This is a genomic window from Oceanobacillus arenosus (assembly GCF_003369575.1).
Taxonomy (GTDB): domain Bacteria; phylum Bacillota; class Bacilli; order Bacillales; family Amphibacillaceae; genus Oceanobacillus; species Oceanobacillus arenosus.
Genome location: NZ_PIOC01000010.1, coordinates 280657 through 302967, shown reverse-complemented (window position 1 = coordinate 302967; position 22311 = coordinate 280657). Strand labels below are relative to the sequence as shown.

The following is a 22311-nucleotide window of genomic DNA, read 5'->3' as shown; positions in this document are numbered from 1 at the left end:
CTCAATCTAGATGTAACATATATTCAAATGCCGTTATCCCATATACTCTTTTAAAGTGTTTATTTAAATGGGTTAAATCAACAAAACCACATGCGGCTACTGCTGCATAAATATCTCGGTTTCTATCTATCAATTGTTTGGCATGTTCGATCTTGCAGTTCAGAAAGTATTGGTATGGTGTAATTCCAGTATGAGACTTGAACAATCGGATAAACTGAAATTTTGATAGATTAAGTTCTTTGCTGATCTCGTCAAGTTTAAGTACATTTCCTAAATCCGAATGAAGCATATCCTTTGCTTTTCGAATTAGGGTATTATCTTTCTTAAAATCGATGGATGGATTTGTTTGAATAAGCCCATCTGTGAGGGATAAGAATAATTCGCTGCACAGCGCCTCATCTTTTTCACTTAATATTGCATTTGCTAGATTTAATACGCTTTGCTCAAGCCGATAATCATACACAATGGGACTTGAAAAACATGGTCGATCCTTTTTCCGAGTAATTTCAAAAAACGATTGTGGATAAATGTATAGCATCACATAATCAAGGCCAGTCTCATCATGTGCCATTCCATCATGCGCCTGTTCTGGATTAAAAAGCATCACACCATTCGGATAAGATAATTGTAAACTGCCATCCAAGTTATAATGTTGAATCCCACGTAATGTAACACCAATAGCATACTCCTGATGATAGTGCTTTTTATATTTAAAATCCGTGATACTAGCTGACAATGCGGTAATACCTGCCGCCTTTTTATAGATAAATTTTTCCACATCATTCACCTCTTTGCACACTACCTTATTTCCAAATCATGATTGTAGCATAAACTAAACATAGTGCCATTATTACATTGACAACCCTTTTATGCTTTTGTAAGAAATTCTTGAAGATTGCACCGAATAGAACCCATGTAATAAATGCTAAGAATCCAATGATAGTTACCACTATAACACTGATTGTCACAGTTGGCATGTCGGTATAGTAGGGCAATACAAAGCTAGGAATAACAGTAAGTGTAAATATGACTACTTTTGGATTTAAAAACTGCATAAGGAAGCCTGAGATAAAAGTACCGGTTTTGTTGTCCGTTGTTTCTGATGAATCCATTTTGTAGATTTGATAAGCGAGATATAACATATACAGGCTTCCGATAAGCTGCATTCCTATTAATATTTTTGGTATGACAGTTATCAGCATACTATTCAACAGGGCAGAAATACCAAGTAATAATCCAAAAGCAATCGTTGCTCCATACGTATATTCCATTGCCCTTTTTGCCCCATAGTTATGTACAGTAGATAATATGACGATATTCGTAGGTCCCGGGGTAAAAGTAACAATAAAACAGTAAATGATAAAAGACGTAATATCCATGATGAAAACTCCCTTTAACGTTTTCAATAAATATATATCTATAAATGGTATGGGATATAGTATATTATTGCAGGACTAGATAAAGCTTCTTAAAAGTTCTGCTCTTTCTTATCCACAAAAGGCGCACTGAACCCTTATCGGATCCAGCGCGCCTTTGTGTTAATTTTAGATTTTTAAAACCAGATTGATTGACTGGTAAGTAAGAAATCTTAACTTTCGATATTCCTCTTATTATACCAACTAAAGCCAAGAAACGTTAAAAATACTGCGATACCAATTAACATAAGGATTGGCGTCCATTCCATCTCCTCAACTGGTATCTATGGAATATATCCAAATGGAATAAGCTCTTAAAGAATATGTTGAGGGAAATAATGATTAGAATTCTCGTGGAATCCCAAATTTTTTTATAAATAATAAGATTGTTAATTGTTAAATAGGAAATGAAAGAGGACTTGGAAGCTATTGGATTGTCATTTCCCAAAACAGAACATTCAATTTCTCTGCCTTGATAGCTTCCTCAATTAGAATCTTATGATCATATTTAAATGCATCTTCAATCCCATTCAAAAATTCCTCTTTTGTGGTAACTTTGCTTACACCTACAGAAGACCCTTGATTAGCTGGCTTTATAAATAAAGGCAAACCCAATTCTCTTGCTATTTCTTCATAAATTATTTTGTCTTTTGTTACCCTTGTAAAAGTTAAGGACTTCGCAACTTTCAAACCAGCTGCATTCAGCAATATCTTTGTCCATACTTACTGAAGAACCCAAGACATTAGAACCAACATAAGGAATATTTGCAATACGAAGCATTCCTTGGAAACTTCCATCTTCCCCTAAAGTACCGTGTAATATCGGGAATATAACATCAAGATTTCCTAAGGACTTTGAAACATTTATATTTAATAGTTGATTTTCCGTTTCACCAGGAACTAGAGCGATTCCGTTATCTGTTTTATTTAATGCAATTAATTTAGGATCTTCCGCATGTAGCAGAAAGTGTGAAGCATCATTCAGATTCCATTTCCCACTCTTATCTATTCCAATTAACAATACATCATATTTAGATTTGTCAATTGCCTCCATAATGTTTTTCGCCGATTGTAAAGACACTTCATGTTCCGCAGACTTCCCGCCAAATAGTAAACCAATTGTTTTCTTCAATATCATAGCCCTTTTTCAACTTTATTCTGATCATATATTTGTTTATACCTTTTAGCATTTAATGTGTCTACATATGCTAGCTCAACTTCTCTATTTTCCAATAAATAGGTGACGAATCGAAGCCCTATTTAGACTGTGGAATTTTCACAAGTCCAAATCGTTACCTGCTCCCATTCTTTATTTCCAATTACTGTTGCACTGCCTGCTGATAAGCTGGTTGATCTACTTCAAAGCTTTCCCACATTTGATGAAATGAAGCAGCCAACCAAGAAAAATAATCTTTAATGCCACTTTCTTTATGCATATTATTAATAGGGCCGACAGAAAAATCAATTGGAAACCCAATAACCTTATCGTTCTATCTACGTAAAACATGTTTCAAACTGCCAATTGCAGCACTTCCAAATATAAGATGAATCATACAACTCCCCTTATTTATGGCACAGTTTAAACCTCTCACAAACAACAGGTATTTTATAATTAAAGTCTTGATCTATATCCTCAAATTCTTTCTTAAAGAAAGATTCGTGAACTTCACGCCAATAATTCAATGTCCGGTCTCCCTCACCTTCCAAGTATGCATGTTCCTCTGTAACTTCATCAAAAGGAACAACTTCGACCGAAATAGTTTCTAATATAGCTACAGCTTCTCCATCCCCATTAAGGATAATGTTATGAAGACCAACATACGGCAATGACTCCTTTTCCAATTCATATAACGTATAGTTTGATGCCGTTGCTGTTTTCTTTCCTTCTAATACTAATCTCGCAAGCTCATCAGCCATTTCTTTTGAGTCACCAAACGCCCAAGCCTCGTAATCTTCTGGTGCATTCGGGTTCTGCTTTTTGTAGTTTTTCCATATTTCGATGTTGGAAGAATTGTTCATAAGAATCAACCTGCTTTCTATATAATTTCTGCAAAATAAACTTACTGTAAACTATACATTTTTGGTATTAATGAACTCACTTATTCCATCCATTATGTAGCAATTCCTTAATCCTCTATAACGATATCCATCTCTTTAACCCAAACTGCATTTCCAGTTATTTGAATATCATAAGTATCATCATTTTTAGACACCCGCACTTTTACCCGACCGTCTTTTTCAATTTCTTGACCCTGCTCGACTAGTAGTGTTAGAGGTTCTTTGAAATTCTTACTTATGTATTTAGCATAGTACGCACCCATTACTCCTGAAGCAGTACCTGTTACTGCATCCTCCACAGTACCCGAATAAGGTGATGAGAAATGCCGGGCATGCATATCTGCATCAGAGTCATAAGTTTCAGTACAGAATGGGTGAATAGATGATGTAGGGATTTCCTGCAATATAGCAGGAAAATCTTTATTATTTGGTTTCATTTCTCTAAAAGCAGCTAAGTTTTTTATTGGGACTAATAATGTCCAAGTGCCTGTACTTCCATATAAAACTGGTAAATTATCGTCAAGATCTGATTCATCAATTCCAATCGAATTAGCTAAATCTTCTTTCGAACCATTGAATTCTTCAAATTTTGGCGGAACCTGTTTCATCATAATATATATTTCTTTGTTAGCAGACGTACTAATAATTATAGGTAAAATTCCTGCCCTCGTTTCAATTGTCAACTCTGTTTTTTCACCTAATAATCCTCTTGTTTTCAAAGCATAAACAGTCGCCATTGTAGCATGTCCACATAAATCCATTTCATGACCTGGCGTGAAAAAACGTATTCTTAAGTCTGCCACTTCTGATTTAACAGGAAAAGCAGTTTCATTAAAGCCTACTTTGAAGGCGATTTCCTGCATCTGTTCATCTTTTAATTCATCCCCATTCAAAACTACTCCCGCCGGATTTCCTTTATTTGGTTCTTTAGAAAACGCATCGTAATGATAAACCTTGACAGACTTCATCACCTATTCCCCTCCATACTAATAATCCCATGTTCTATTGTCCGATTTCTTCTTTATCATTCTTTTGACTATTTTGCTTGTAAATCTTTTTTAGTGTCGTGTTGATATTGTTCAAAGTTAACAAAATGAAACCTAACATGATAAAAGTTACAATTTCACCAGTAAATATCGAAATTAATGCTATAAGTACAAAATAAATGATATTCCACCAATTATTCATATTATTTATCTCCCTCTTTTGTATAACTATCTGGTCCGATTGTAGTACACAAGTTAAACAACGCTCTTCAAAACTGGGACATAATTCGAACTTTACTTTAAATATTAACACAATATTCACAAATACCCATCAAATAAAAGGACGATCGTTTTGATTATCGCCTTGTTGAACTCTTAAGTCTTATAGGTTTTTATTTACAGGCCTAATTCTCAATCACAATTTCCACCTCATCTTTTGATACTTCGAAACCATTTAGGTAGGAAGTTAAAATTTCTTCAGTAATAGGGAACGCATTAGCATCAAAACGTTTGTTTCTTATTTTAAGCCATTCACGTAAATCATCAGGATGAACTTTTAGATAAATAAGTTTACATCTACCGCCGGATTTTTCAATGAGTTGTTTATATTGGTCCCTTCTTACAGGATCCCAAAAACTGAAGTCGATTACGACCTGTTGTTTATCGTGAATTAACTTTATAAAATGATTGCGTAATTTTATTTCTGCATCTTTCTTGTATTCCTCAATCCTTTCAATTGGGAAATCAATCCCATAACGACCATTAGTAGCCCATATTTCTTCATCGATAGAAAGGCGTACAAAACCTTCCTTTTCTAATTGTTGTGAGAATGTAGTTTTCCCAGAGACAGCCACGCCACACATCATTACCACTAGAGGGGTGAAATCATCGCGTTCATGATTAAAAAACTTGGTTGTCACCAAGCCTTTCGGTGACAGCCTTAGTTGCACTTATTCGTTAAGAAAGTAGTTATACTTTCTTACCTACTAAATTAAGTCAAAATTAAACTTTTCAAACATCTGGATACTCCCCCCAATTATTTTGATATGAATTCCTTTATTATCCTAAATATGTTCTCAATCGACTTTCAAACTATACTCCTCTTCGCGTTTCTCAACTAATCAATAACTTTATTTTTATTATTTAATACGAATAAAGTTAAGAAAAGTTCCACTTCTCCACAAAGTACAATTTGCAAACAAATTCAGGTTATTTTTGCATGTATATCACAGTTGATTCTAGCCACCTTCAAATCCGCTTGCGTAATCTTATGCATTCAGGAAAACCTATAAAAAGGAGGCGAATATCATGGGAAAAAATGAGTTAAGCGAGTTTAAAGGACGCGTCATGAAAGCAAAAGGGTACACGGTCGACAATGAGAATCCAGATGCGGTTAAATACGAAGTTGCAAAAGAGCAAGGAGTTCCGTTAAAGGAAGGCTACAATGGACACCTAACCTCTGAACAAGCGGGGAAAGTTGGTGGTCCGATTGGAGGAAACATGGTGAAAGAAATGGTGAGGATGGCACAGGAACAAATGAAAAGGAAATAAGCAAATAACCCTGCTGTTTGAAAATACAAACAGACAGGGTTTCTGTCTACTACAAAATGTTTAAGGGCTCGAATCTCTCTGATTAAAACACTAATGTCTTCTCCACACTTCACCAGGGATCTATTTCATTTGTTTAAGTACAGCTAGGAAATATTCCCAATTATTTAACATAGACGGTATACTAACATGCTCATTTGGAGTATGTACATCAAACATATCGGGACCAATAGAAATAGCGTCTAATTCAGGAGTTTTTTCGATAAAAATCCCGCATTCTATCCCAGCATGCACTGCAACCACTTCAATATTTTTTCCTTCTCTTTCAAAATATATCTTTTCAAATAATTGACGTATTGCGGAATTAGGATTGTATGGCCATTCGGGATAATCCGAAGTAACTCTAAAATTGCAATCTAAGCTTTCAGCAACCACTCGAGATTGATCCGTAATCGCATATTTGCGGCTTTTCATGGAACTTCTTACATCACTTTCAATTATAATCGAGGTTTTAGTTGTATAGACTTTCCCTACATTAACTGAGCTCTCTACTAGGCCTTTCAAATCCATACTCATATTTTGGATTCCATTTGGTAAAAGCATGAGAGATGTTATTACCTTCCGTTTTGTTTCTTCTGAAAAACATGTCGGCAAGGAGTATTCTACTTGCTTCAGCTCAATGAAAACATCAGGGTCAGAAATGGCAAATTCCTTTTTAAGCGTATGCGTCCATGATTGTATTTTTTGATGTAATAAACCAACTTCCCCTTCCGGCAATGCGATGGTAACCATTACTTCACGAGGAATTGCATTGGATGCCATACCGCCACGCACATGTTGGATTACTAAGTTAAAATTAGTCGACAGGTCATACAGCAGTCGTCCCATTATTTTAATCGCATTTCCTCTTTCCTGGTCAATTTCAATTCCAGAATGTCCACCTATTAAACCTTTCACCGATAGATTATAACTCACGTATTCCTCATGTGTAGTTTCTTCTATTATCGGTATTTCTAAAACTGTCTGTAATCCGCCTGCACTACTGACCAACAGTTTATTATCTTCTTCTGAATCAATATTTATCAAAATTTTCCCTTCCAAAAGACTGGAGTCAACTGCTAATGCACCCTTCATTGTTGTTTCTTCCTCTGTCGTTATGACAATTTTGAGGGCTGGATGGGCTATATCCACAGCATCCAATAACGCTAATTGATACGCAACCGCTACACCATTATCCGCTCCTAGCGTTGTATCTGTTGCATATAACATATCATCTTTAATTCGCAGCTTTAATGGGTCTTTGCTAAAATCATGAATTGTCCCTTCATTTTTCTCACATACCATATCCATATGTCCTTGGATGATCACTGTCGGCCCATTTTCATATCCTTCTGTAGCAGGCTTTTTGATAATTACATTTAATGCCTCATCTTGAATTACTTCTAATCCGCGCTCATAAGCAAAGCGGACTAAATAATCACTAATTTCTTTTTCGTTTCCTGAGCCTCTCGGTATTTGGGATATCTCGGAAAAGAAATGAAATATCGGTATCTCATTTAGTTTTTGTAAACTATTGTACATCGTTGTCTCTCCCTCTCTAATTACTAGCAATTTTTTATACCCATATAAATAGATGTATACAAAGAAGGTAAATTAACCCAACAATATAAAGGATGATTAATAATGGAATAAGAAATCTTGCCCACTTAATCCAGGATAATCCAGCAATCGCTAAACTGGCCATCAACTGACCATTGGTAGGTGTAAGCGCATTGGAAATACCATCGCCAATTTGAAAAGCTAAAACAGCAGTTTGTCTGTTTACTTCAACCAAATCAGCTAACGGCGCTATGAGCGGCATCGTTAATGCAGCTTGTCCACTTCCTGAACTAACAATATAATTGATAACATTCTGAACGCCATAGATCCCAGCTACTGCAACTGTTGACGGCAGGCCTTCAATTAAACCAGATAATGAGTAGACTATCGTATCAATCGCATTTGCATTTTCTAGGATGACGACTGCACCATGTGCTAAACCAACAGCCAATGCTGCTACAACCATATCATTACATCCCTTTGCAAATGATTCGGCTATCTGATTATACTTCATTTTGGCAATGATCCCTACTATGACACCCATGATTAAAAATAGGGAAGCGATTTCCTTCATATACCATCCATAATTGATGATACCAAAAGGAATGATTAAAATGGTAAGAAGAAAGATAATCAAAATAACTCCATTACTTTTCGTTAATTGATGACTAAAAGTTGGGTTTTCATCTTCTGAAATAAATGGTCTTTCTCTATATACAAGACTTCTCTCAGGACTTTTCAATATCTTTCTAGCATATCGCATGACATATATATTTGTGATAATAATCAAGATTGCTAATAAAACAATTCGCACGAACATTCCTGAGAACAATGGTAATTCTGCAATACCTTGTGCCACCCCAACATTAAATGGATTTGTAACGCCTCCCGCATATCCAATGGCCGTACCAATCATGGGGGCAGCCACAGCAATGATTCGGTCAAATCCCAGTTTAAGCAGGAAAGGTAAAAGAATTATTAAGTATGGGATACTCTCTTCAGCCATACCAAAGGTTGCACCACAGATAGCAAAAAACGTTATTAATATTGGGATTAAATAAATTTCATTCCCTTTTAGCTTTGTTATTAACCTGTTAAACAAACCTTCAATCGCACCAGTACTTGTTAAAATTCCAAATGATCCACCAACAATAAATAATAAAAAAATGATGTCTGCACTTTGAACCATTCCATCAAATACAGCTGTGAAGATATCCAGGAAGCCTGCTGGACTTGCATCGGTTTCATGATATGTCCCATTTATAACAATCGTTCTTCCATCTTCAGTCGTTTCTCGATCATATTCACCAGCTGGAATGAAATAAGTAGTAATTGCTAGTAAAACAATAATTCCGAATAGGATAATAAAGGTATGTGGTATTTTTGATTTTTCCATATTTTTTGGCTCTGGATTCTTTCCTTTTTCCGCTAACATTATAAAACTCCCTACTTTCTTAAACTAAACAAGTACTTTCAGAACACATTATACTTTATCGTATTAAAGCGCTAAATCAATAGAGTAATTATATACTATTAAATTTAGCTAGACAAGGTGTTTTTGTAGAAAAATGTCCAAATCAGACATATTTTCCATTGATGGTATATCCATTTATCCCCCCGGCAAACTTTCAATTACGAAAATAAAAAACGAATCCTTCTATAGATTAGGATTCGTTTTTTATTGATTCATGATTCATTATTTATAGCCATTCTCCCGTGAAGACCACTTTCATCGATATTATTTACTTAGAATAAAAACACACCAATAGAAATTATTGCCTACTGTAATATTGTAGCCAAATTCACATCTAAAGTTTGGTTGAAAAAGAACGGCGCTTCCGCTACTCTTTAACAGCTTTTTTAATATGTCTTCTCTTTCATGCTGTGGTTTGCCGAAACTATTATTATATTCATTTGTAATGAAATACCGCATCTTCTCTTGCCTTGACTAAATCCGGAGTTAAATCGTTATACACTTTACCGGACCAAATATATTTCTTCTGCTCTTCTAAATTCATTAGATTACCCCCAAAATGATATTCATTTTCCATTTACAAATACTTTTTTAAATAACATATAGGGATGCTCCTAAAAAATAATGGTGTTAATTTGCCATTTACTTTCCCTGTTTCTACTATAAATATATCTCTTATTAATTCAAATAAGTTAATCCAGCCTGTGCAATTGCTTGATGTTGCTTCGCCCAATCAAGCCAACTTGGTTCCATATATCATTACTTCCTGTTAATTCCCATATAAAGTTTTACTAAAGAGTTAGATAGCATGCTAGATTTGCAAGATGATTTTAATTGAAGAATTAACTAAACTTAGCGAATGCTACAAAAGAACCCTTATCACAAGATTCGAATCCATTCTTTTCATAAAAATGTCTTACGTCAGGTGCTTCCTCAGTCAAAAGAACTTTTTGACGAACACCTCCGTACTTTAACAGAATTTGCTGCATTAGTTGAGTTGCAATCCCTTGATTTTGGTAAGCGTTTAGAACAAGGATATCCTGGATATAAATGATCGTTAATCCATCACCTACAACCCGGATGAGCCCAACTAAATTATTTCCGTCCCAAGCAGATATAACATCTAATGATTGTGATATTGCATGCTGTAAAACATCTACATCCCGTGTATAAGCATACCATTGGACATCATTATATAATTTCACTAATTGTTCTTTGTTAACACTTTTATTATTGCTAAAATCTATTTTCATGTATTTTCCCTCCTCAAATTTTATTTTGAAGAGTGATATCGTAATTTCACCATTGTCTTATACCTCCTCAAATATCGTAATTCTGTATGAAAAAGTAAGAACGGCAGAATTTGTATCATTTATTATTCTTAAGGTTGGTTATTTCCTTTTCCAAGATTTCAACCCTTCTTTCTAAATCTGTGTTTGGTTTGGAATTATTTAATGCTCTTAATAAAATCGTGACTACTGCCACTATAATTGCCAGCATAAATATAATCGGGAATATCGACATTATAGATTCCATTAATTGATCAACCCTTTATCATTTTTTAATACTTTGGCATCCTTTTTTCAAAATAGAAGCCTTCTCCATTTTCCTGCGATACAAATCCGGATAAATCCTTCGATTCCTCTACCATTTTTTGTTCTTCTGCTGTGATTTCTATGTATCGATCTTTATCTTTAATATAGCCTTCCAGCATGTCTTGTTCTGCTGCCGTTACAACTCTGTATTGATCTCCATTATTAATGGCGGATTGTCCTATAATAGAAATTTTCGATTCTTTCTGTTCCTTTACCAATACAACTGTGCTTTCTAATTCTGTCATTAGCCCAATTGAGAGCGCTAAAGTCCCAATAATGCTAAAACTGAACAAAAATTTTCTTTTCATAGTAACCCTCCTGTGTCTTCGGTATTATAAAATGCTTCTAATATTATCCCATCCGTAACAAGTTCATTAAGTTTCTTTCCTGCAATCTCAATTTCTACATTATCTATCACCTTACCACCAAGTGCTTCATAGAATAATCTGGATTCATTATCTTCTAATACAAAAACAAGTATTGTGTTCATTCCTAAATCCCTAATCTTCTCAAATACTGGCTTTGCTAATAACTTCCCTATTCCTCTGCCTTGATACTTCTTTAGAATATAAATTGAACTCAGTTCACCTTCATATTCCTTGTACTCTCCGCTTCTTTCTCTTTCACCTGATGAAAAGCCAACAATCTGGCCAAGTTCATTTTCTGCAACAAATACATTTCCACTCGGAATATTATTGATCCACAATTGCTCCCGTATTTCATAAGACAAGTTATTCAAAAAATCATCTGGATTGATATCTTTATATGTGGTTCTCCAACTTTCCACGTGGACTTTAGCAATCCCTTTTGCATCATTCTAAATCGCCTCCCTTATTAACAAATAAATCACCCTATTTTATATATTAACATTAATCTGACACCAATGTTCATATTCTATCCTTAAGCCAGGAACAACACCGTAATTACTTCATATCATTTACAACATATCAAACAGTTAGATTTCCATTCCACCTTAAATCATTAATTTCAAACTATCATCTAGACCCTTTGTCGATTTTGTACCTTTTAAAAGCCCCCAGCAATAATGCTGCTATCCCAATATAACTTAATATTACCCCTAAAAAAATGTAGATATATTGTATTTCTCTTGGAAAAAGACCAATAAGTAAAAGACAGTTACTTATCAAAAGTAAAACAATCGCAATTTTAATGTAATTCATTCTGAGCTCCCTTCCTCCTTGAAATGAATCCCACTGATCTCTACATGCAACGTAAGTTACTGAATATTTTATCATACGAGCAATTGATTGTTAACGGTTAGGCATTCCATTTAATAACAAATTGTTCGAACATATACTAATAGCACCCTAGAGTTTATGGGGATTTCACAAAATAATTTATAAACTTTTTATATTTATCTGCTGAAGCATTATTTGTAATTAAATTTTTTTCTTCGCATAAATAGCATTTTTTCTTAATATGATGCTATTGGCACTATTTTTGAAAAGCGCATCTTTGGTATGATACAATATCGGAATATTCTACCTGAATTCATAATTTTTGAAAAATCAACCTCTAAAATATGGTACTGTGACACAGCTAATGAACGCTCAGTATTATTATTCTTATATTCTTTGTTTGCCAATGGATTTGAGATTAGATTCATCTCAATTTCATCATAATTTATCCTCACTTTCTTAGTTCATCCTTCCCTTGCTCACTTGAAATTTCATTCCATAACTAATTTAAAAATTCAACTACACCAATGTTTCGGGAAAATTAGGATGGGTAGAGATTAGACATAAAGAAATCTGCGAATAAAGTTGGTGGAGGCGAAAGTATGATTACGAAGAAACAAGCATTATTAACAAAAGATGATTTCCATAATCGAATAGACTTGCCGAGCTGGCTCTATAAGGAATATGAAACTTTTCATAACACGGTAACAAATAAAACGTTTCCATGTTATTTTGGTATGGGTGGCGAACTGAAAGGCGAGCTCCGCTATGCTTATATTACCCAAGAAGATTGGAGTAATCTGCCTGCTGCACTGGAAGTCTTTCTGAATTTGTTTAAATTGCCAAACTACAAGAGACACGGTCTCTTTGTATTTGTAGAACCTTTTAAGCAAGAGGGCGCTCTTGAAGATTACCGTAAGCAGTTTTGGGAGATTCTCCAATACTTACATGAAGTCGATGAAGTTGAATGGCCAAAGGGCAGTCAGCATGATCCTGAACATTATTTATGGGATTATCGATTTAATGGCGAGCCAATCTTCGTGTTCGGAAATGCTCCGGCATATAAGCAGCGAAAGACTCGTAATCTAGGAAATGCAATGGTGCTTGGATTCCAGCCGCGCAAGATCTTTGAAGGATTGAGAGGAACTGATAAAGGTGGTATTATGTCACGTGAAAGGGTCCGTAAACGTGTAGAAGCATGGGATCAGCTGCCGAAGCATCCAGATATCGGCCACTTTGGCGATCCGACACATAATGAATGGAAGCAATTCTTTATTGGAGACGATATAGAGCCAATTCAAGGCAAATGCCCATTTCATCATAAATCATAAAAATGAAAACAAATCTCCCATTTTAAAAGGGGATCTTACCATATTAGTTTAAAAATCGTAGAAATAATAAAATATGATAAAAAACCTAATAAAAATATTATAATATTTCCCTTATTAATGTACTTTTTCATGTTAACTACTCCCCCTTAATAATTTGTATAGTTAAAGATTCTCATGGATGAAAGGCACCAAAACGATTAAACACAGATTTCTCAGTCCTAACCAATAATTAATAGCAGTATATTAGGATAGTTTTATAGAATAAATTGCTTGTTCAGCACCAAATCTGGTAATTTTGCATTCTAATTGCATCCCTAATTTCTCCAATAGCCTGATAGAATTTTTATTATCAGTTTGCGTTTCAGCAATTAATATTATTTGGTTTAATTCTTTAAAGGCATAATCAATAATGGGCCGGACTACCTCCGTTGCATAACCTTTCCCCCACCAATTTGGTAATATTTGATATGAAATCTCAAGAAACCTTCCCTCATGATGGGGATCCAGAGAAACTAAGCCAATAAAGTTATTGGTTTGTTTCTCTCTAACAACCCAATAAAAAGCATTATCTGGAGGATTTATCATATCGTCTAATACATTTAAAATGGATTCTTCATCTCTGATGCCACCCAGGTATTTTCTTACAGCCTGATTTACAAAAAGCTTTTTCACATCGGCATTGTCCGCTTTTGTAAAAGTATTGAAATAACATCTCTCTGTATCAATCAAATTAATTCATCCTTCTGCCTAATTATTTTCTCTCTTAGCTTTATCCCTCTCGAAGCCTAAATATCGAGTTCCTTGAAAGCTTAACATCCCAATGTCACCTTCAGAAAGTAACCCATATTCATTTCCGGAAAGATGAAACTCTGAACGGTCACCACTTTCAAACTCGAAAGTAACAAAGTAACTTGTATGAGTGCTGCTTGAGGAATGGTAGTGTTGGTCGTCATTGTGATGATTCATATTAGCACTTCTAGAAACTTCTGCTCGTTTGGATTTGACTTCAGCTGCCACTTTTAGTTTCGGAGACTGCTCATTTTTACGCCACTGACCAACACCTTTGAAAACTGAAAATAAGATACCACCGATAACTATAACAAAAATAATTCCAATAAAAATAGGGACAATTTGGAACATAGGTTCATCCATGAAAAATGGGTCTGACATATAAACACTCCTTTCATTACAACTTTTAATCTTTATACGAGTGGAAATTTGAAAAGTTTCATAAAGGAATACATTAAAAACATTTTGTATAGGTATCCCATTCTTTCTTAAAGTGCTACGACTAAAGTCAACTTAACTCAAAAATTTTACATACTAAATTACGATAGCAACTAACTTGTCCAATAAGATCCTAATAATTTGTCTAAGCTTCTGAAATGAGTAAAATTGATATAGGGGGGAATAAATGAAAAGTTCTGATTCTCAGTTAAAAAATCGTGGAAAGATTACAAGTGATGATTTGCAACAATATAGCAACCATACACAAATTGAACTATTAGAAATGCTTAAATCCAAAGAAACATATAATAGAACTATCGCTGTAAAAATATTATCAGAGAATCACGATTTGACCGATGACTTGATTCGTTTGTTTCTTCATACTCTGAAACAAGAGAAAAAACTTTATACAAAGATTGAATTATGTGACGCGCTATCGAAGGGTAATGTTCAGTCTGCAAAGTTAAAAATGACTTATCAAGAGAATAAGTCATTTTTTATCATAAATATCGACATTATAATTTAACAAGTCCGTACAAAAAGAAAATAGTGTGAAACAATAAAAAGTCCGAGTTTCGAGAAAAAATCCTAATTTGTAACCTATTAGCTTAATAGCAAGTAATTATTTTGTTAATTATTACTGATCGTCTCTTTGTTTAACTAATTCCTTTGGGGGGTAAGAAAAATAGATCGATAAAATGAAGATTTTCTTGTTAAACCCTGCATAGTTTGTTGAAGAGGACTATCAACCAATAAATTTTCCTAATAGCTCGTTAAACTTGTCACGTTCTTCCCAGAAAAGACCATGACCGCTGTAATGAAATGGAACTAGCTGTGAATTTTTTATTTGTTGATTTAGTTCATGAGCTTGTGCAAATGGAATAACTTTGTCGTGAACACCATGAACGATTAAGGTAGGTACAAGTATTTTTTGCAAATCTGTATAAAGCTTCTCATCTCTTAGTGTAATTATGATTGCTGCCGTTGACCAACTTGCTGCTTGTATACCCAATTGAAAAAACCACTCAGAGAATGAGCTTGTTATATACTGAAAGAAAAAGCTGTCTGTCACTTCTCTAATCATCTTAGGACGGTCATTTAACGTTTGAGTAAGGAATCTATTTGCAGTTTCTGTAGAAAATCCTATAGGTGCTGCGGCGTCTACTAAGACAAGGCTGGATACTCCGTAACCATTATGTCGCGACATATACCGAATCGCAATTGCTCCACCTGTAGAGTGACCTACGAGAGTGAAATTGTCTAATTGAAGTACATCAACTACTGCACGTATATCATCCGCCAATCGGTCAAAATTGTATCCACTTATTGGCTTATCCGACTTTCCGAATCCTCTCCAGTCTATTCCGATACAGCGGTAACCCATAAAAGGGAGAACATTAAATTGATATTCAAACTGTTTATGGCTTAACGGCCAACCATGTAAAAACACTATCGTCTTACTGCCCTCGGTATTTATATCTTCTACATACAGTTTTACGCCTGACTCTACAGTAACATAGTAACCCACACCGATTCCCCCTAAAAATAGCCTTCCCAATAAGCTATTCAGTTAGGCATCCATAGGTGAATACCTATTACTTCTTTGCATGCCCTGTTGTCGGTGGTAATGGACGGTGTCTATTGAACTAAACTGTCAATTAATTCTATAAAGCTGTTATAATATTCTTTGCTTCTGTAATAATATTTTTTATTAACGAGTTAACAGTTTGTTTTTCAGCTAATCTTGGACTTTGTCCTGACCAAAGAGACATAAATTCCCGGTTTTTTTGTGAAGAAGAAGCACTTCTAATACCTTTAGTTAGTGTGTTTTGAACAGGAAACTCCGGTAAAGTTGCTTCATGTTTCTCCATCTCTGAAATATATTTATTTTTAATTCCTCTTGCCCGTTTTCCTGAAAATGAACGAGTTAAAACCATTTGATCTTCGTGAGCATGAAGAATTTCTTCTTTATGAATCTCACTAGCCCCACTTTCAGTACAGGTTAGAAAAGCCGTTCCCATTTGTACACCCTTGGCTCCTAAGCAAATAGATGCCATTAACCCTCTCCCATCCATTATCCCTCCAGCTGAAACAACGGGAATACTTACATTGTCAACAACTTGCGGGATTAATGACATTAATCCAATTAAACTTTCGTGATCCTCATTGATAAAGTTGCCTCGATGACCTCCAGCCTCACTGCCTTGAACGGTAACAATATCCATTCCAGCATTTTCATTTTCAATTGCTTCTTTAACAGTTGTGGCTGTTCCCATTAGCATAATGTTATGTTGTTTTAACTCATTAATAACTTTGCTTGAAGGAATGCCAAATGTGAAAGAACAAACAGGGACTTTTTCTTCTATTACAATCTTAATTTGTTCATTAAATGTTTCTAGTACATTATCATATTTAGGAATTTCTAAGTTATCTATATGGTGTAAACCCAATTGCTCACGAATAGGCTGTAATATCTGGTTAGCTGATTTTATCTTGTCTTGCGTAACATCGAATTCGCTGGGGACAAATAGATTTATACCAAAAAAATTGGATGTTGACTGTTTTATTTCCCTAATTTGTTCACGCATTTGATTAGGGGTCATATAGCCTGCCCCAATCATCCCCAAACCTCCAGAATTCGAAACCTCTGCTACTAAATTCGAAGTAGTTACTCCGCCAGCCATTGGTGCTTGTATTATCGGATACTGAATATGCAAAAGTTTTGTAATTTTATTATTAAACATAAACTACACCTCTTTATTAATATGTTCTTAATCACGCCTTTATTTCACCAATCCCCCCTTTATATTAACTTGCATTTTAGTAAAATATCATGGCGCTATTCCTCTTGCATTAACAAACCAATTAGTTAAATAGCAAATTTCCTCTACTTATTCAGTTTATCTAACAGTCAACTATACTAGCACCAATTATTTATGTTTAACTGCTCAGTATGTCCTTTTGTATTGAATAACATACGGCGCAACTAATAAACCAACAATTCCTATAATAAGACCTGTACTGATGGTTAAAGAAGAACTATCAAAAGGGGAGAGGTAATTAAAAAATAACATCATTGGCACAACGGATATGGCTGCTCCAGTTAGTCTACCTAAAATGGTTATCTTATGCGTATTGCCACAGTTATCACATTCAATTGGTCTATATGCCCACCAAAACGATTTAAAGACTTTTTCCCAGCCAAATTGTGAGTTACAGTTTTCACATTTTTGCAAAGTACCCCTCCATTTTTTTAACTTTCTTTTATATAATTAAGCAGTATCTCATGTTCTTCTTCAAATAACATTTTTAAATCATTTTTTATTTTAGATATCGGCTTCCAACAAATATCAAAAATTAAGCAATCAGGGTGTTGAATTTTTTTCTCCTCTCCGACGATTTCAACATCAAAGTATTATATATGGTATACATACTCCATATGTAAGAGTATTTCGTTCATTGATTTTAGATATTACGGTAGCTTTGTATCCCGTTTCCTCTAAAACTTCACGGATGCAACAATCTTCAAATGTCTCATTTGCTTCAATTCCGCCAGATGGAACGGACTAAAGTTCTGATTCATTTGGCTTTTCTTGTGCCACCATCAAAATTCCATCTTTTTGATTAATACAAATAGCTGCTGAACCTCTCCACATAGTAACCTTCCCTCCAATAGCATTAGCCAATAAAGTCCAATATTTAGTTTCAGATCAATCAATTTTACGTATTGAAAATGTAAATTTTATCGCCCTCTGATCCTGAAAGCACTCCATTTTTAAAATACAAACCTTCCTCGTCATCAATACCGTAACCGATTGGCACTTTAACTTTATATATCGCCTTTTTTAGATTTTCTTCCTCATTCCATTTAGTAAAATGTACACTTATCATACAATCCCTTAAAAGTCCTAAACCACTAAGGAATAAATGCTGCCTTCCAGCATTATCAATCGGAGGTATGACACATTTTTCAGGACTGATTAAAGCACCTGTGGAAAATCCTGCTACAAGAATTCCTTTTTCATATCGTTTTCTAATATACTTCCCGATCTCTGTATCAACAATATATTCATGATATCGTTCAGTTTTTCCCCCGCCAATAATTATTCCGGTGCAGAATATCAATTCATTTATATAATTATTTGTCTGATTTGAAGAAAGAGGCAAATAATCAAAGTTGGTAACCCCATTGGCCAACAGCATATTTGTATATCTCCCCATATATTCCATCCAGCCTTCTCTTTCAACAAATAAAATCGCTATCTTCCCTTTATCATTTAAAGACAGGTCTGCGAACTTACTGCCAAGCATTTTACCAAATGGCGGACTGCCGTCAAATAGAAATAAATGTTTATTTACCACAGCCTTCATAAATTCCCCTCCAAATAAGTTACTGAATATTTTATCATAATAGATTAAAGTGTACATAAAAACTCTCCATATTTTCTTATTTAACATCTGGAAGCAGTAATAGAGTATAATTAGGTTAATTGTTAGACGAAAAAGAAGGGATTTTCTTCTTACTATAGAATGAAAATATATATATACATAACATTATTCTTATCGGGACTTCCGATAAAAAACTCACAAAAGGAGGAAATGAGCTTGGCAGGCAGAAGCGATATTGATAAATATATATTGAATAATAGAGAGGAGTTTCAGGCTAAGCTTTTATCAGAGGCAAGTAATGTTGCTACAAAAATTCATGCTATTCTAGAAGCAGGAAATATTGATCTTTTAAAAAATGCAGAAACTATTGCGCTCTACGTTTTGGGAAATAAACGTGATAACCTTATTGCATTTGCAGAAGTAGAGGGTATTTCTTGGGCAAGACATTCATTAACCTTGGCGCTCAAATTAGAATGGGTACATGCAATTAGACGCACTTTATGGCACTTCCTGCGTGAATATAATCAATTGAACAACAGCTCTGCATCCGTTGAAGATTTTTACGAACTCGAACAGGTAATCAATGACGGTATTGATGAATTTTTAAACAACTTTTTCATTAGCTATTCTAAATTTAAAGATGAATTAATTATGAATCAAAGAATGTTAGTTGAACATCTAACGGTTCCGATCATACCCGTTAGCTCTTCAATAGCCGTTCTACCATTGATTGGTATGTTTGATTCATATCGAATGGATATTATTGAGGAAAAGGCTTTAAGTGAAATATCCAGATTAAGGATTAACGCATTAATTATTGATCTTTCCGGTATAACCGACATGGACGAAAATACAGTTGCCCATTTTCAAAAAGTGTTAATTGAGATAAAGTTGATGGGCTCAAAATCAATCCTGACAGGCTTAAGACCAACACTTGCGAAAAAAATGGTTAACTTAGGGGTAGACATTGGGGAAAATACAGAAATAAAAGGAAACTTGCAGCAGGCCTTAAATGAATATTTGGCAATTAACAATTAAGTCTATTTAAGTAAAATGTCCGTTCCACTTTAAATCATAAACAAAAAATCATATTGAATGATAAATAACCTTCCCTCGCGATTTATAAAAAAACCGACTGGAAGGTTATTCATAACTGTGTATAAGTCAACCCTATAAAGAGCCGCAAGCTCCCTTACATTATAGCAGGAATCTAATAGTTCATCACCTGCACTATTCCGTAATCAATCCATAAGCAGAAATAGACTTAATTCTTCGAGATACGAGCAATGACACAATATAGGCTAAAATAATAATGCTCACACAAAGCATTAAGATAGTTGGTAAATGAATAATAAAATCTAACCGTTTTACCCCTGCACTTGAAAGTAGGGCGGAAAGCATAGGATTAGTGAAGAAATAACCCAGCACACCACCAATTGCAACACCTGTCATTATTACAGGCAGAAAACTAATGGATATTTGGTTCATCAGTTGAATCGTTGAATAGCCTATTGCTTTCATTACACCAAACTCTTTCTTACGTTTAATAATCATCGTTTTAATTATTAAATACAGTATCATCACAACGACCAGAACAGTAATTGTCAGAACCATCACCATAACAGCAAACACTGCAGCTGTATACATACCTGTCTGACTTTCAATATTTTCATCGATATCTAATGTTTCATCGATATTATCTCCATACTGCTCCTGTATACTTTTGATGAAGTCTTTATTCTTAATATTATTTAGGTACACATAAAGAGTCGACCCTTTATAGTCTGATTGTAATTGCTGAATTCCTTCCATTGTTAGTGCTGCTACCTGGCCCAGATTTCCAATTGATTGACTCAGACCGGTTACCAAGTAACGCTTTGTTTCCGTGCCATATTCGACTTCAACCGTATCACCAATTCCTTTATTAACTTGATTTGACACGACCCAAGAAATGGATATTTCATTTTCATACTTTGGCTGGCGACCTTCATACACAATATCATTCTCTAAATCATCATAACGATCTGTAACATTTGTATATACGGTTTGGCCATCAATTTTTGTTGTAATCAAGTCGAAAATATTTACTTTCCTCACATGGTCCATTTGTTCAATATTTCTCAAAAGTTCTCTTGTATCTGCAGTTGGCTTAACATTGACCAAGACATTTGATTGTTCCGATTCGAATGAGTTAAAGCAATTTCATCATCAACAATCAAGCAATCTAATTTCATCGTAATTCTCCTAGAAAGATACTTTCCTGCATGTCAGTAGGATATTTACAGTATACAATACATTTGATAAGCAAATGTAAATTCCTTCAATTACAGCTTTCACTTCTATTTGTTCCCGCTGATTGATTAAACTTTTACATCTATCAAAGTCATTCTTAGTTAGTTCGGAAATCATTGAACCTTCCACTCCAATATTACCATTACATTCAAAAAACTAATTTCAAAGCAATGATTGAATAAGATACTCAACACCAAAGATAATAATTATTACTAAAACCATAATAATAAGTGTAGTGATATATTGTTTGGAGTTCTTTATGTATTTCCACTCCAAAACAGACTGAAAACCCAATGCCACAACTGCATACAGTATCAAAAGCCACTTCAGAAGACTAGGTTCCCTTATCATAAACGGAAGAGTACATACATAGAAAAGTATGAAAATTCCCCTTCCCCATTTCTCAAACTTTTTACCTGGCGTTTCTGAAATCTTTTTCTTTTCAACACCAAGTAATCTATTAAACCAGTTTTCTAACAGGAATCCTAATACGAAAAGAATAAAAATAAATGCTAACGCCCATAAAATCAAAGCCGTGAGAAGCATAAATATCCCCCCTTTTATTATATTTTAGTGAGTACCACCGTAAAATAATTGCCAATTCAGCAACAACACCAGTTTTATCGCCTTAGAATCGCTGTACAAATATTATCCGTAATTTCAGATACCGATTGGGAACCATCCTCAATCATGTCTGAATTTGGTTTAATAGACTTAAGCATTTCAAGATAGCCTCGTCTTCCAGCCGACAAGTAGTTTTCCATTTCAATCAAAATGCTTTCTCCAGAGTAATTTTTGAAATCCCTTATTATCCGACGTGCCATCGCAATATCCAATGGGGTGTCAATATAAACAGCGAAGTCTATCAATTTACTTATTTTAGCGTGTTTATAAGCAAACGGTAAATCAAGGACAATGTGGTCTAAGGGTTCCGCAAGTAATACTTCTAAGTCTGTAATTAACGGTTCCAAATTCCACTGATCATAATTAGCCCCATTGTCGACCCACTCTATTATGTCGTCAGGTCCTTCAAAGTCATAGTCATCAAAATACAGGATTTTGGAATTATGTAATTTTTCATTTAAACTCTTTGCGATAGTTGTTTTCCCACCACCAGAGACTCCAGCAATGGAAATAACTATTGGCGGCTTTTTATTTCCCATAACATTTCCCCCTACTTTCTACTGCTCTTGAATAA

28 protein-coding genes and 2 pseudogenes are annotated in these 22311 nt (G+C 34.6%); 4 read left to right on the top strand and 26 right to left on the bottom strand.

Annotated elements, in window-relative coordinates; translation table 11 throughout:
* Position 1 precedes the first annotated feature (1 nt).
* The 8 genes and pseudogenes from CWR48_RS06220 to CWR48_RS06185 all read right to left on the bottom strand — a co-directional run bounded on the left by CWR48_RS06220 (position 2) and on the right by CWR48_RS06185 (position 5325).
* Positions 2 to 778, bottom strand: coding sequence for an AraC family transcriptional regulator (locus tag CWR48_RS06220; RefSeq protein WP_115772361.1), 777 nt, complete (start codon positions 776 to 778; stop codon positions 2 to 4).
* 25 nt (positions 779 to 803) lie between these two features.
* Positions 804 to 1379 carry a LysE family translocator gene (locus tag CWR48_RS06215; RefSeq protein WP_115772360.1) on the bottom strand — a complete coding sequence of 192 codons (576 nt, stop codon included), beginning with the start codon at positions 1377 to 1379 and terminating at the stop codon, positions 804 to 806.
* A 457-nt stretch (positions 1380 to 1836) separates the two neighbouring features.
* Positions 1837 to 2550: pseudogene (locus tag CWR48_RS06210) on the bottom strand (D-alanine--D-alanine ligase family protein); the annotation flags it as partial.
* Positions 2551 to 2734: 184 nt separating this feature from the next.
* Positions 2735 to 2893 carry a DUF1835 domain-containing protein gene (locus CWR48_RS21175; protein WP_115772359.1) on the bottom strand — a complete coding sequence of 53 codons (159 nt, stop codon included), beginning with the start codon at positions 2891 to 2893 and terminating at the stop codon, positions 2735 to 2737.
* Between the two features lie 85 nt (positions 2894 to 2978).
* Positions 2979 to 3434: an ASCH domain-containing protein gene (locus CWR48_RS06200; protein ID WP_115772358.1), complete on the bottom strand. Its 456-nt coding sequence runs from the start codon at positions 3432 to 3434 to the stop codon at positions 2979 to 2981.
* 107 nt (positions 3435 to 3541) lie between these two features.
* Positions 3542 to 4441, bottom strand: coding sequence for a PhzF family phenazine biosynthesis protein (locus CWR48_RS06195; protein ID WP_115772470.1), 900 nt, complete (start codon positions 4439 to 4441; stop codon positions 3542 to 3544).
* A 34-nt stretch (positions 4442 to 4475) separates the two neighbouring features.
* Positions 4476 to 4661, bottom strand: a complete 186-nt coding sequence (locus CWR48_RS06190; protein WP_115772357.1) for a hypothetical protein — start codon at positions 4659 to 4661, stop codon at positions 4476 to 4478.
* 202 nt (positions 4662 to 4863) lie between these two features.
* The gene (locus tag CWR48_RS06185; protein ID WP_115772469.1) at positions 4864 to 5325 is read right to left on the bottom strand and encodes a P-loop nucleotide/nucleoside kinase family protein; all 462 of its coding nucleotides are present in this window, start codon (positions 5323 to 5325) and stop codon (positions 4864 to 4866) included.
* Between the two features lie 442 nt (positions 5326 to 5767).
* On the opposite strand from CWR48_RS06185, the gene CWR48_RS06180 reads away from it, so the two are divergent.
* The gene (locus CWR48_RS06180; protein WP_115772356.1) at positions 5768 to 6010 is read left to right on the top strand and encodes an alpha/beta-type small acid-soluble spore protein; all 243 of its coding nucleotides are present in this window, start codon (positions 5768 to 5770) and stop codon (positions 6008 to 6010) included.
* 120 nt (positions 6011 to 6130) lie between these two features.
* Here the strand turns inward: CWR48_RS06180 and CWR48_RS06175 are convergent, their stop codons facing one another.
* The 7 genes from CWR48_RS06175 to CWR48_RS06150 all read right to left on the bottom strand — a co-directional run bounded on the left by CWR48_RS06175 (position 6131) and on the right by CWR48_RS06150 (position 11462).
* Positions 6131 to 7588, bottom strand: coding sequence for an aminoacyl-histidine dipeptidase (locus tag CWR48_RS06175; RefSeq protein WP_115772355.1), 1458 nt, complete (start codon positions 7586 to 7588; stop codon positions 6131 to 6133).
* A 34-nt stretch (positions 7589 to 7622) separates the two neighbouring features.
* A complete protein-coding gene (locus tag CWR48_RS06170; RefSeq protein WP_115772354.1) occupies positions 7623 to 9041 on the bottom strand; it encodes a YfcC family protein in 1419 nt (472 codons plus the stop codon).
* A gap of 717 nt (positions 9042 to 9758) precedes the next feature.
* Positions 9759 to 9833, bottom strand: a complete 75-nt coding sequence (locus tag CWR48_RS06165) for an NUDIX hydrolase N-terminal domain-containing protein (protein WP_115772468.1) — start codon at positions 9831 to 9833, stop codon at positions 9759 to 9761.
* Between the two features lie 89 nt (positions 9834 to 9922).
* Positions 9923 to 10333, bottom strand: a complete 411-nt coding sequence (locus tag CWR48_RS06160) for a GNAT family N-acetyltransferase (protein ID WP_115772353.1) — start codon at positions 10331 to 10333, stop codon at positions 9923 to 9925.
* Positions 10334 to 10448: 115 nt separating this feature from the next.
* Entirely contained in the window at positions 10449 to 10616 is a 168-nt protein-coding gene (locus tag CWR48_RS20375; RefSeq protein WP_170140712.1) for a hypothetical protein, read from the bottom strand.
* 25 nt (positions 10617 to 10641) lie between these two features.
* Positions 10642 to 10983, bottom strand: coding sequence for a hypothetical protein (locus CWR48_RS06155; protein ID WP_115772352.1), 342 nt, complete (start codon positions 10981 to 10983; stop codon positions 10642 to 10644).
* The gene (locus CWR48_RS06150; protein ID WP_245976738.1) at positions 10980 to 11462 is read right to left on the bottom strand and encodes a GNAT family N-acetyltransferase; all 483 of its coding nucleotides are present in this window, start codon (positions 11460 to 11462) and stop codon (positions 10980 to 10982) included. The genes CWR48_RS06155 and CWR48_RS06150 overlap by 4 nt, the downstream gene beginning before the upstream one ends.
* Positions 11463 to 12476: 1014 nt before the next feature.
* Here CWR48_RS06150 and CWR48_RS06135 point away from each other — a divergent pair.
* Positions 12477 to 13205 (top strand): YqcI/YcgG family protein, encoded by a 729-nt coding sequence (locus tag CWR48_RS06135; RefSeq protein ID WP_115772349.1) that lies wholly within the window; start codon positions 12477 to 12479, stop codon positions 13203 to 13205.
* 243 nt (positions 13206 to 13448) lie between these two features.
* Here the strand turns inward: CWR48_RS06135 and CWR48_RS06130 are convergent, their stop codons facing one another.
* Together CWR48_RS06130 and CWR48_RS06125 are read right to left on the bottom strand one after the other, a co-directional pair.
* Positions 13449 to 13934 (bottom strand): GNAT family N-acetyltransferase, encoded by a 486-nt coding sequence (locus CWR48_RS06130; RefSeq protein WP_115772348.1) that lies wholly within the window; start codon positions 13932 to 13934, stop codon positions 13449 to 13451.
* A gap of 18 nt (positions 13935 to 13952) precedes the next feature.
* Positions 13953 to 14375 (bottom strand): DUF2500 domain-containing protein, encoded by a 423-nt coding sequence (locus CWR48_RS06125; RefSeq protein WP_115772347.1) that lies wholly within the window; start codon positions 14373 to 14375, stop codon positions 13953 to 13955.
* Between the two features lie 244 nt (positions 14376 to 14619).
* On the opposite strand from CWR48_RS06125, the gene CWR48_RS06120 reads away from it, so the two are divergent.
* A complete protein-coding gene (locus CWR48_RS06120) occupies positions 14620 to 14958 on the top strand; it encodes a hypothetical protein (protein WP_245976737.1) in 339 nt (112 codons plus the stop codon).
* A 219-nt stretch (positions 14959 to 15177) separates the two neighbouring features.
* On the opposite strand, the gene CWR48_RS06115 is transcribed toward CWR48_RS06120, so the two are convergent.
* From CWR48_RS06115 to CWR48_RS06095, 5 genes are all read right to left on the bottom strand, one after another.
* A complete protein-coding gene (locus tag CWR48_RS06115; protein WP_115772346.1) occupies positions 15178 to 15960 on the bottom strand; it encodes an alpha/beta fold hydrolase in 783 nt (260 codons plus the stop codon).
* Between the two features lie 136 nt (positions 15961 to 16096).
* Entirely contained in the window at positions 16097 to 17176 is a 1080-nt protein-coding gene (locus CWR48_RS06110) for an NAD(P)H-dependent flavin oxidoreductase (protein ID WP_115772345.1), read from the bottom strand.
* Positions 17177 to 17380: 204 nt separating this feature from the next.
* Entirely contained in the window at positions 17381 to 17668 is a 288-nt protein-coding gene (locus tag CWR48_RS06105) for a TIGR04104 family putative zinc finger protein (RefSeq protein ID WP_115772344.1), read from the bottom strand.
* A 171-nt stretch (positions 17669 to 17839) separates the two neighbouring features.
* Positions 17840 to 17947 (bottom strand): hypothetical protein, encoded by a 108-nt coding sequence (locus CWR48_RS20770; protein ID WP_245976750.1) that lies wholly within the window; start codon positions 17945 to 17947, stop codon positions 17840 to 17842.
* Between the two features lie 205 nt (positions 17948 to 18152).
* Positions 18153 to 18803 (bottom strand): Type 1 glutamine amidotransferase-like domain-containing protein, encoded by a 651-nt coding sequence (locus CWR48_RS06095; RefSeq protein ID WP_245976736.1) that lies wholly within the window; start codon positions 18801 to 18803, stop codon positions 18153 to 18155.
* A gap of 228 nt (positions 18804 to 19031) precedes the next feature.
* On the opposite strand from CWR48_RS06095, the gene CWR48_RS06090 reads away from it, so the two are divergent.
* Positions 19032 to 19859 (top strand): STAS domain-containing protein, encoded by an 828-nt coding sequence (locus CWR48_RS06090; protein WP_115772343.1) that lies wholly within the window; start codon positions 19032 to 19034, stop codon positions 19857 to 19859.
* A gap of 192 nt (positions 19860 to 20051) precedes the next feature.
* Here CWR48_RS06090 and CWR48_RS06085 read toward each other — a convergent pair whose 3' ends face one another.
* From CWR48_RS06085 to CWR48_RS06070, 4 genes and pseudogenes are all read right to left on the bottom strand, one after another.
* Entirely contained in the window at positions 20052 to 20945 is an 894-nt protein-coding gene (locus tag CWR48_RS06085; RefSeq protein WP_245976735.1) for an ABC transporter permease, read from the bottom strand.
* Between the two features lie 189 nt (positions 20946 to 21134).
* Positions 21135 to 21230, bottom strand: a pseudogene (locus tag CWR48_RS20765) (GNAT family acetyltransferase); the annotation flags it as partial.
* Positions 21231 to 21275: 45 nt separating this feature from the next.
* Positions 21276 to 21659, bottom strand: a complete 384-nt coding sequence (locus tag CWR48_RS06075) for a DUF4181 domain-containing protein (protein WP_115772342.1) — start codon at positions 21657 to 21659, stop codon at positions 21276 to 21278.
* 74 nt (positions 21660 to 21733) lie between these two features.
* Positions 21734 to 22276, bottom strand: coding sequence for a nucleoside/nucleotide kinase family protein (locus CWR48_RS06070; RefSeq protein WP_115772341.1), 543 nt, complete (start codon positions 22274 to 22276; stop codon positions 21734 to 21736).
* Positions 22277 to 22311: the final 35 nt, after the last annotated feature.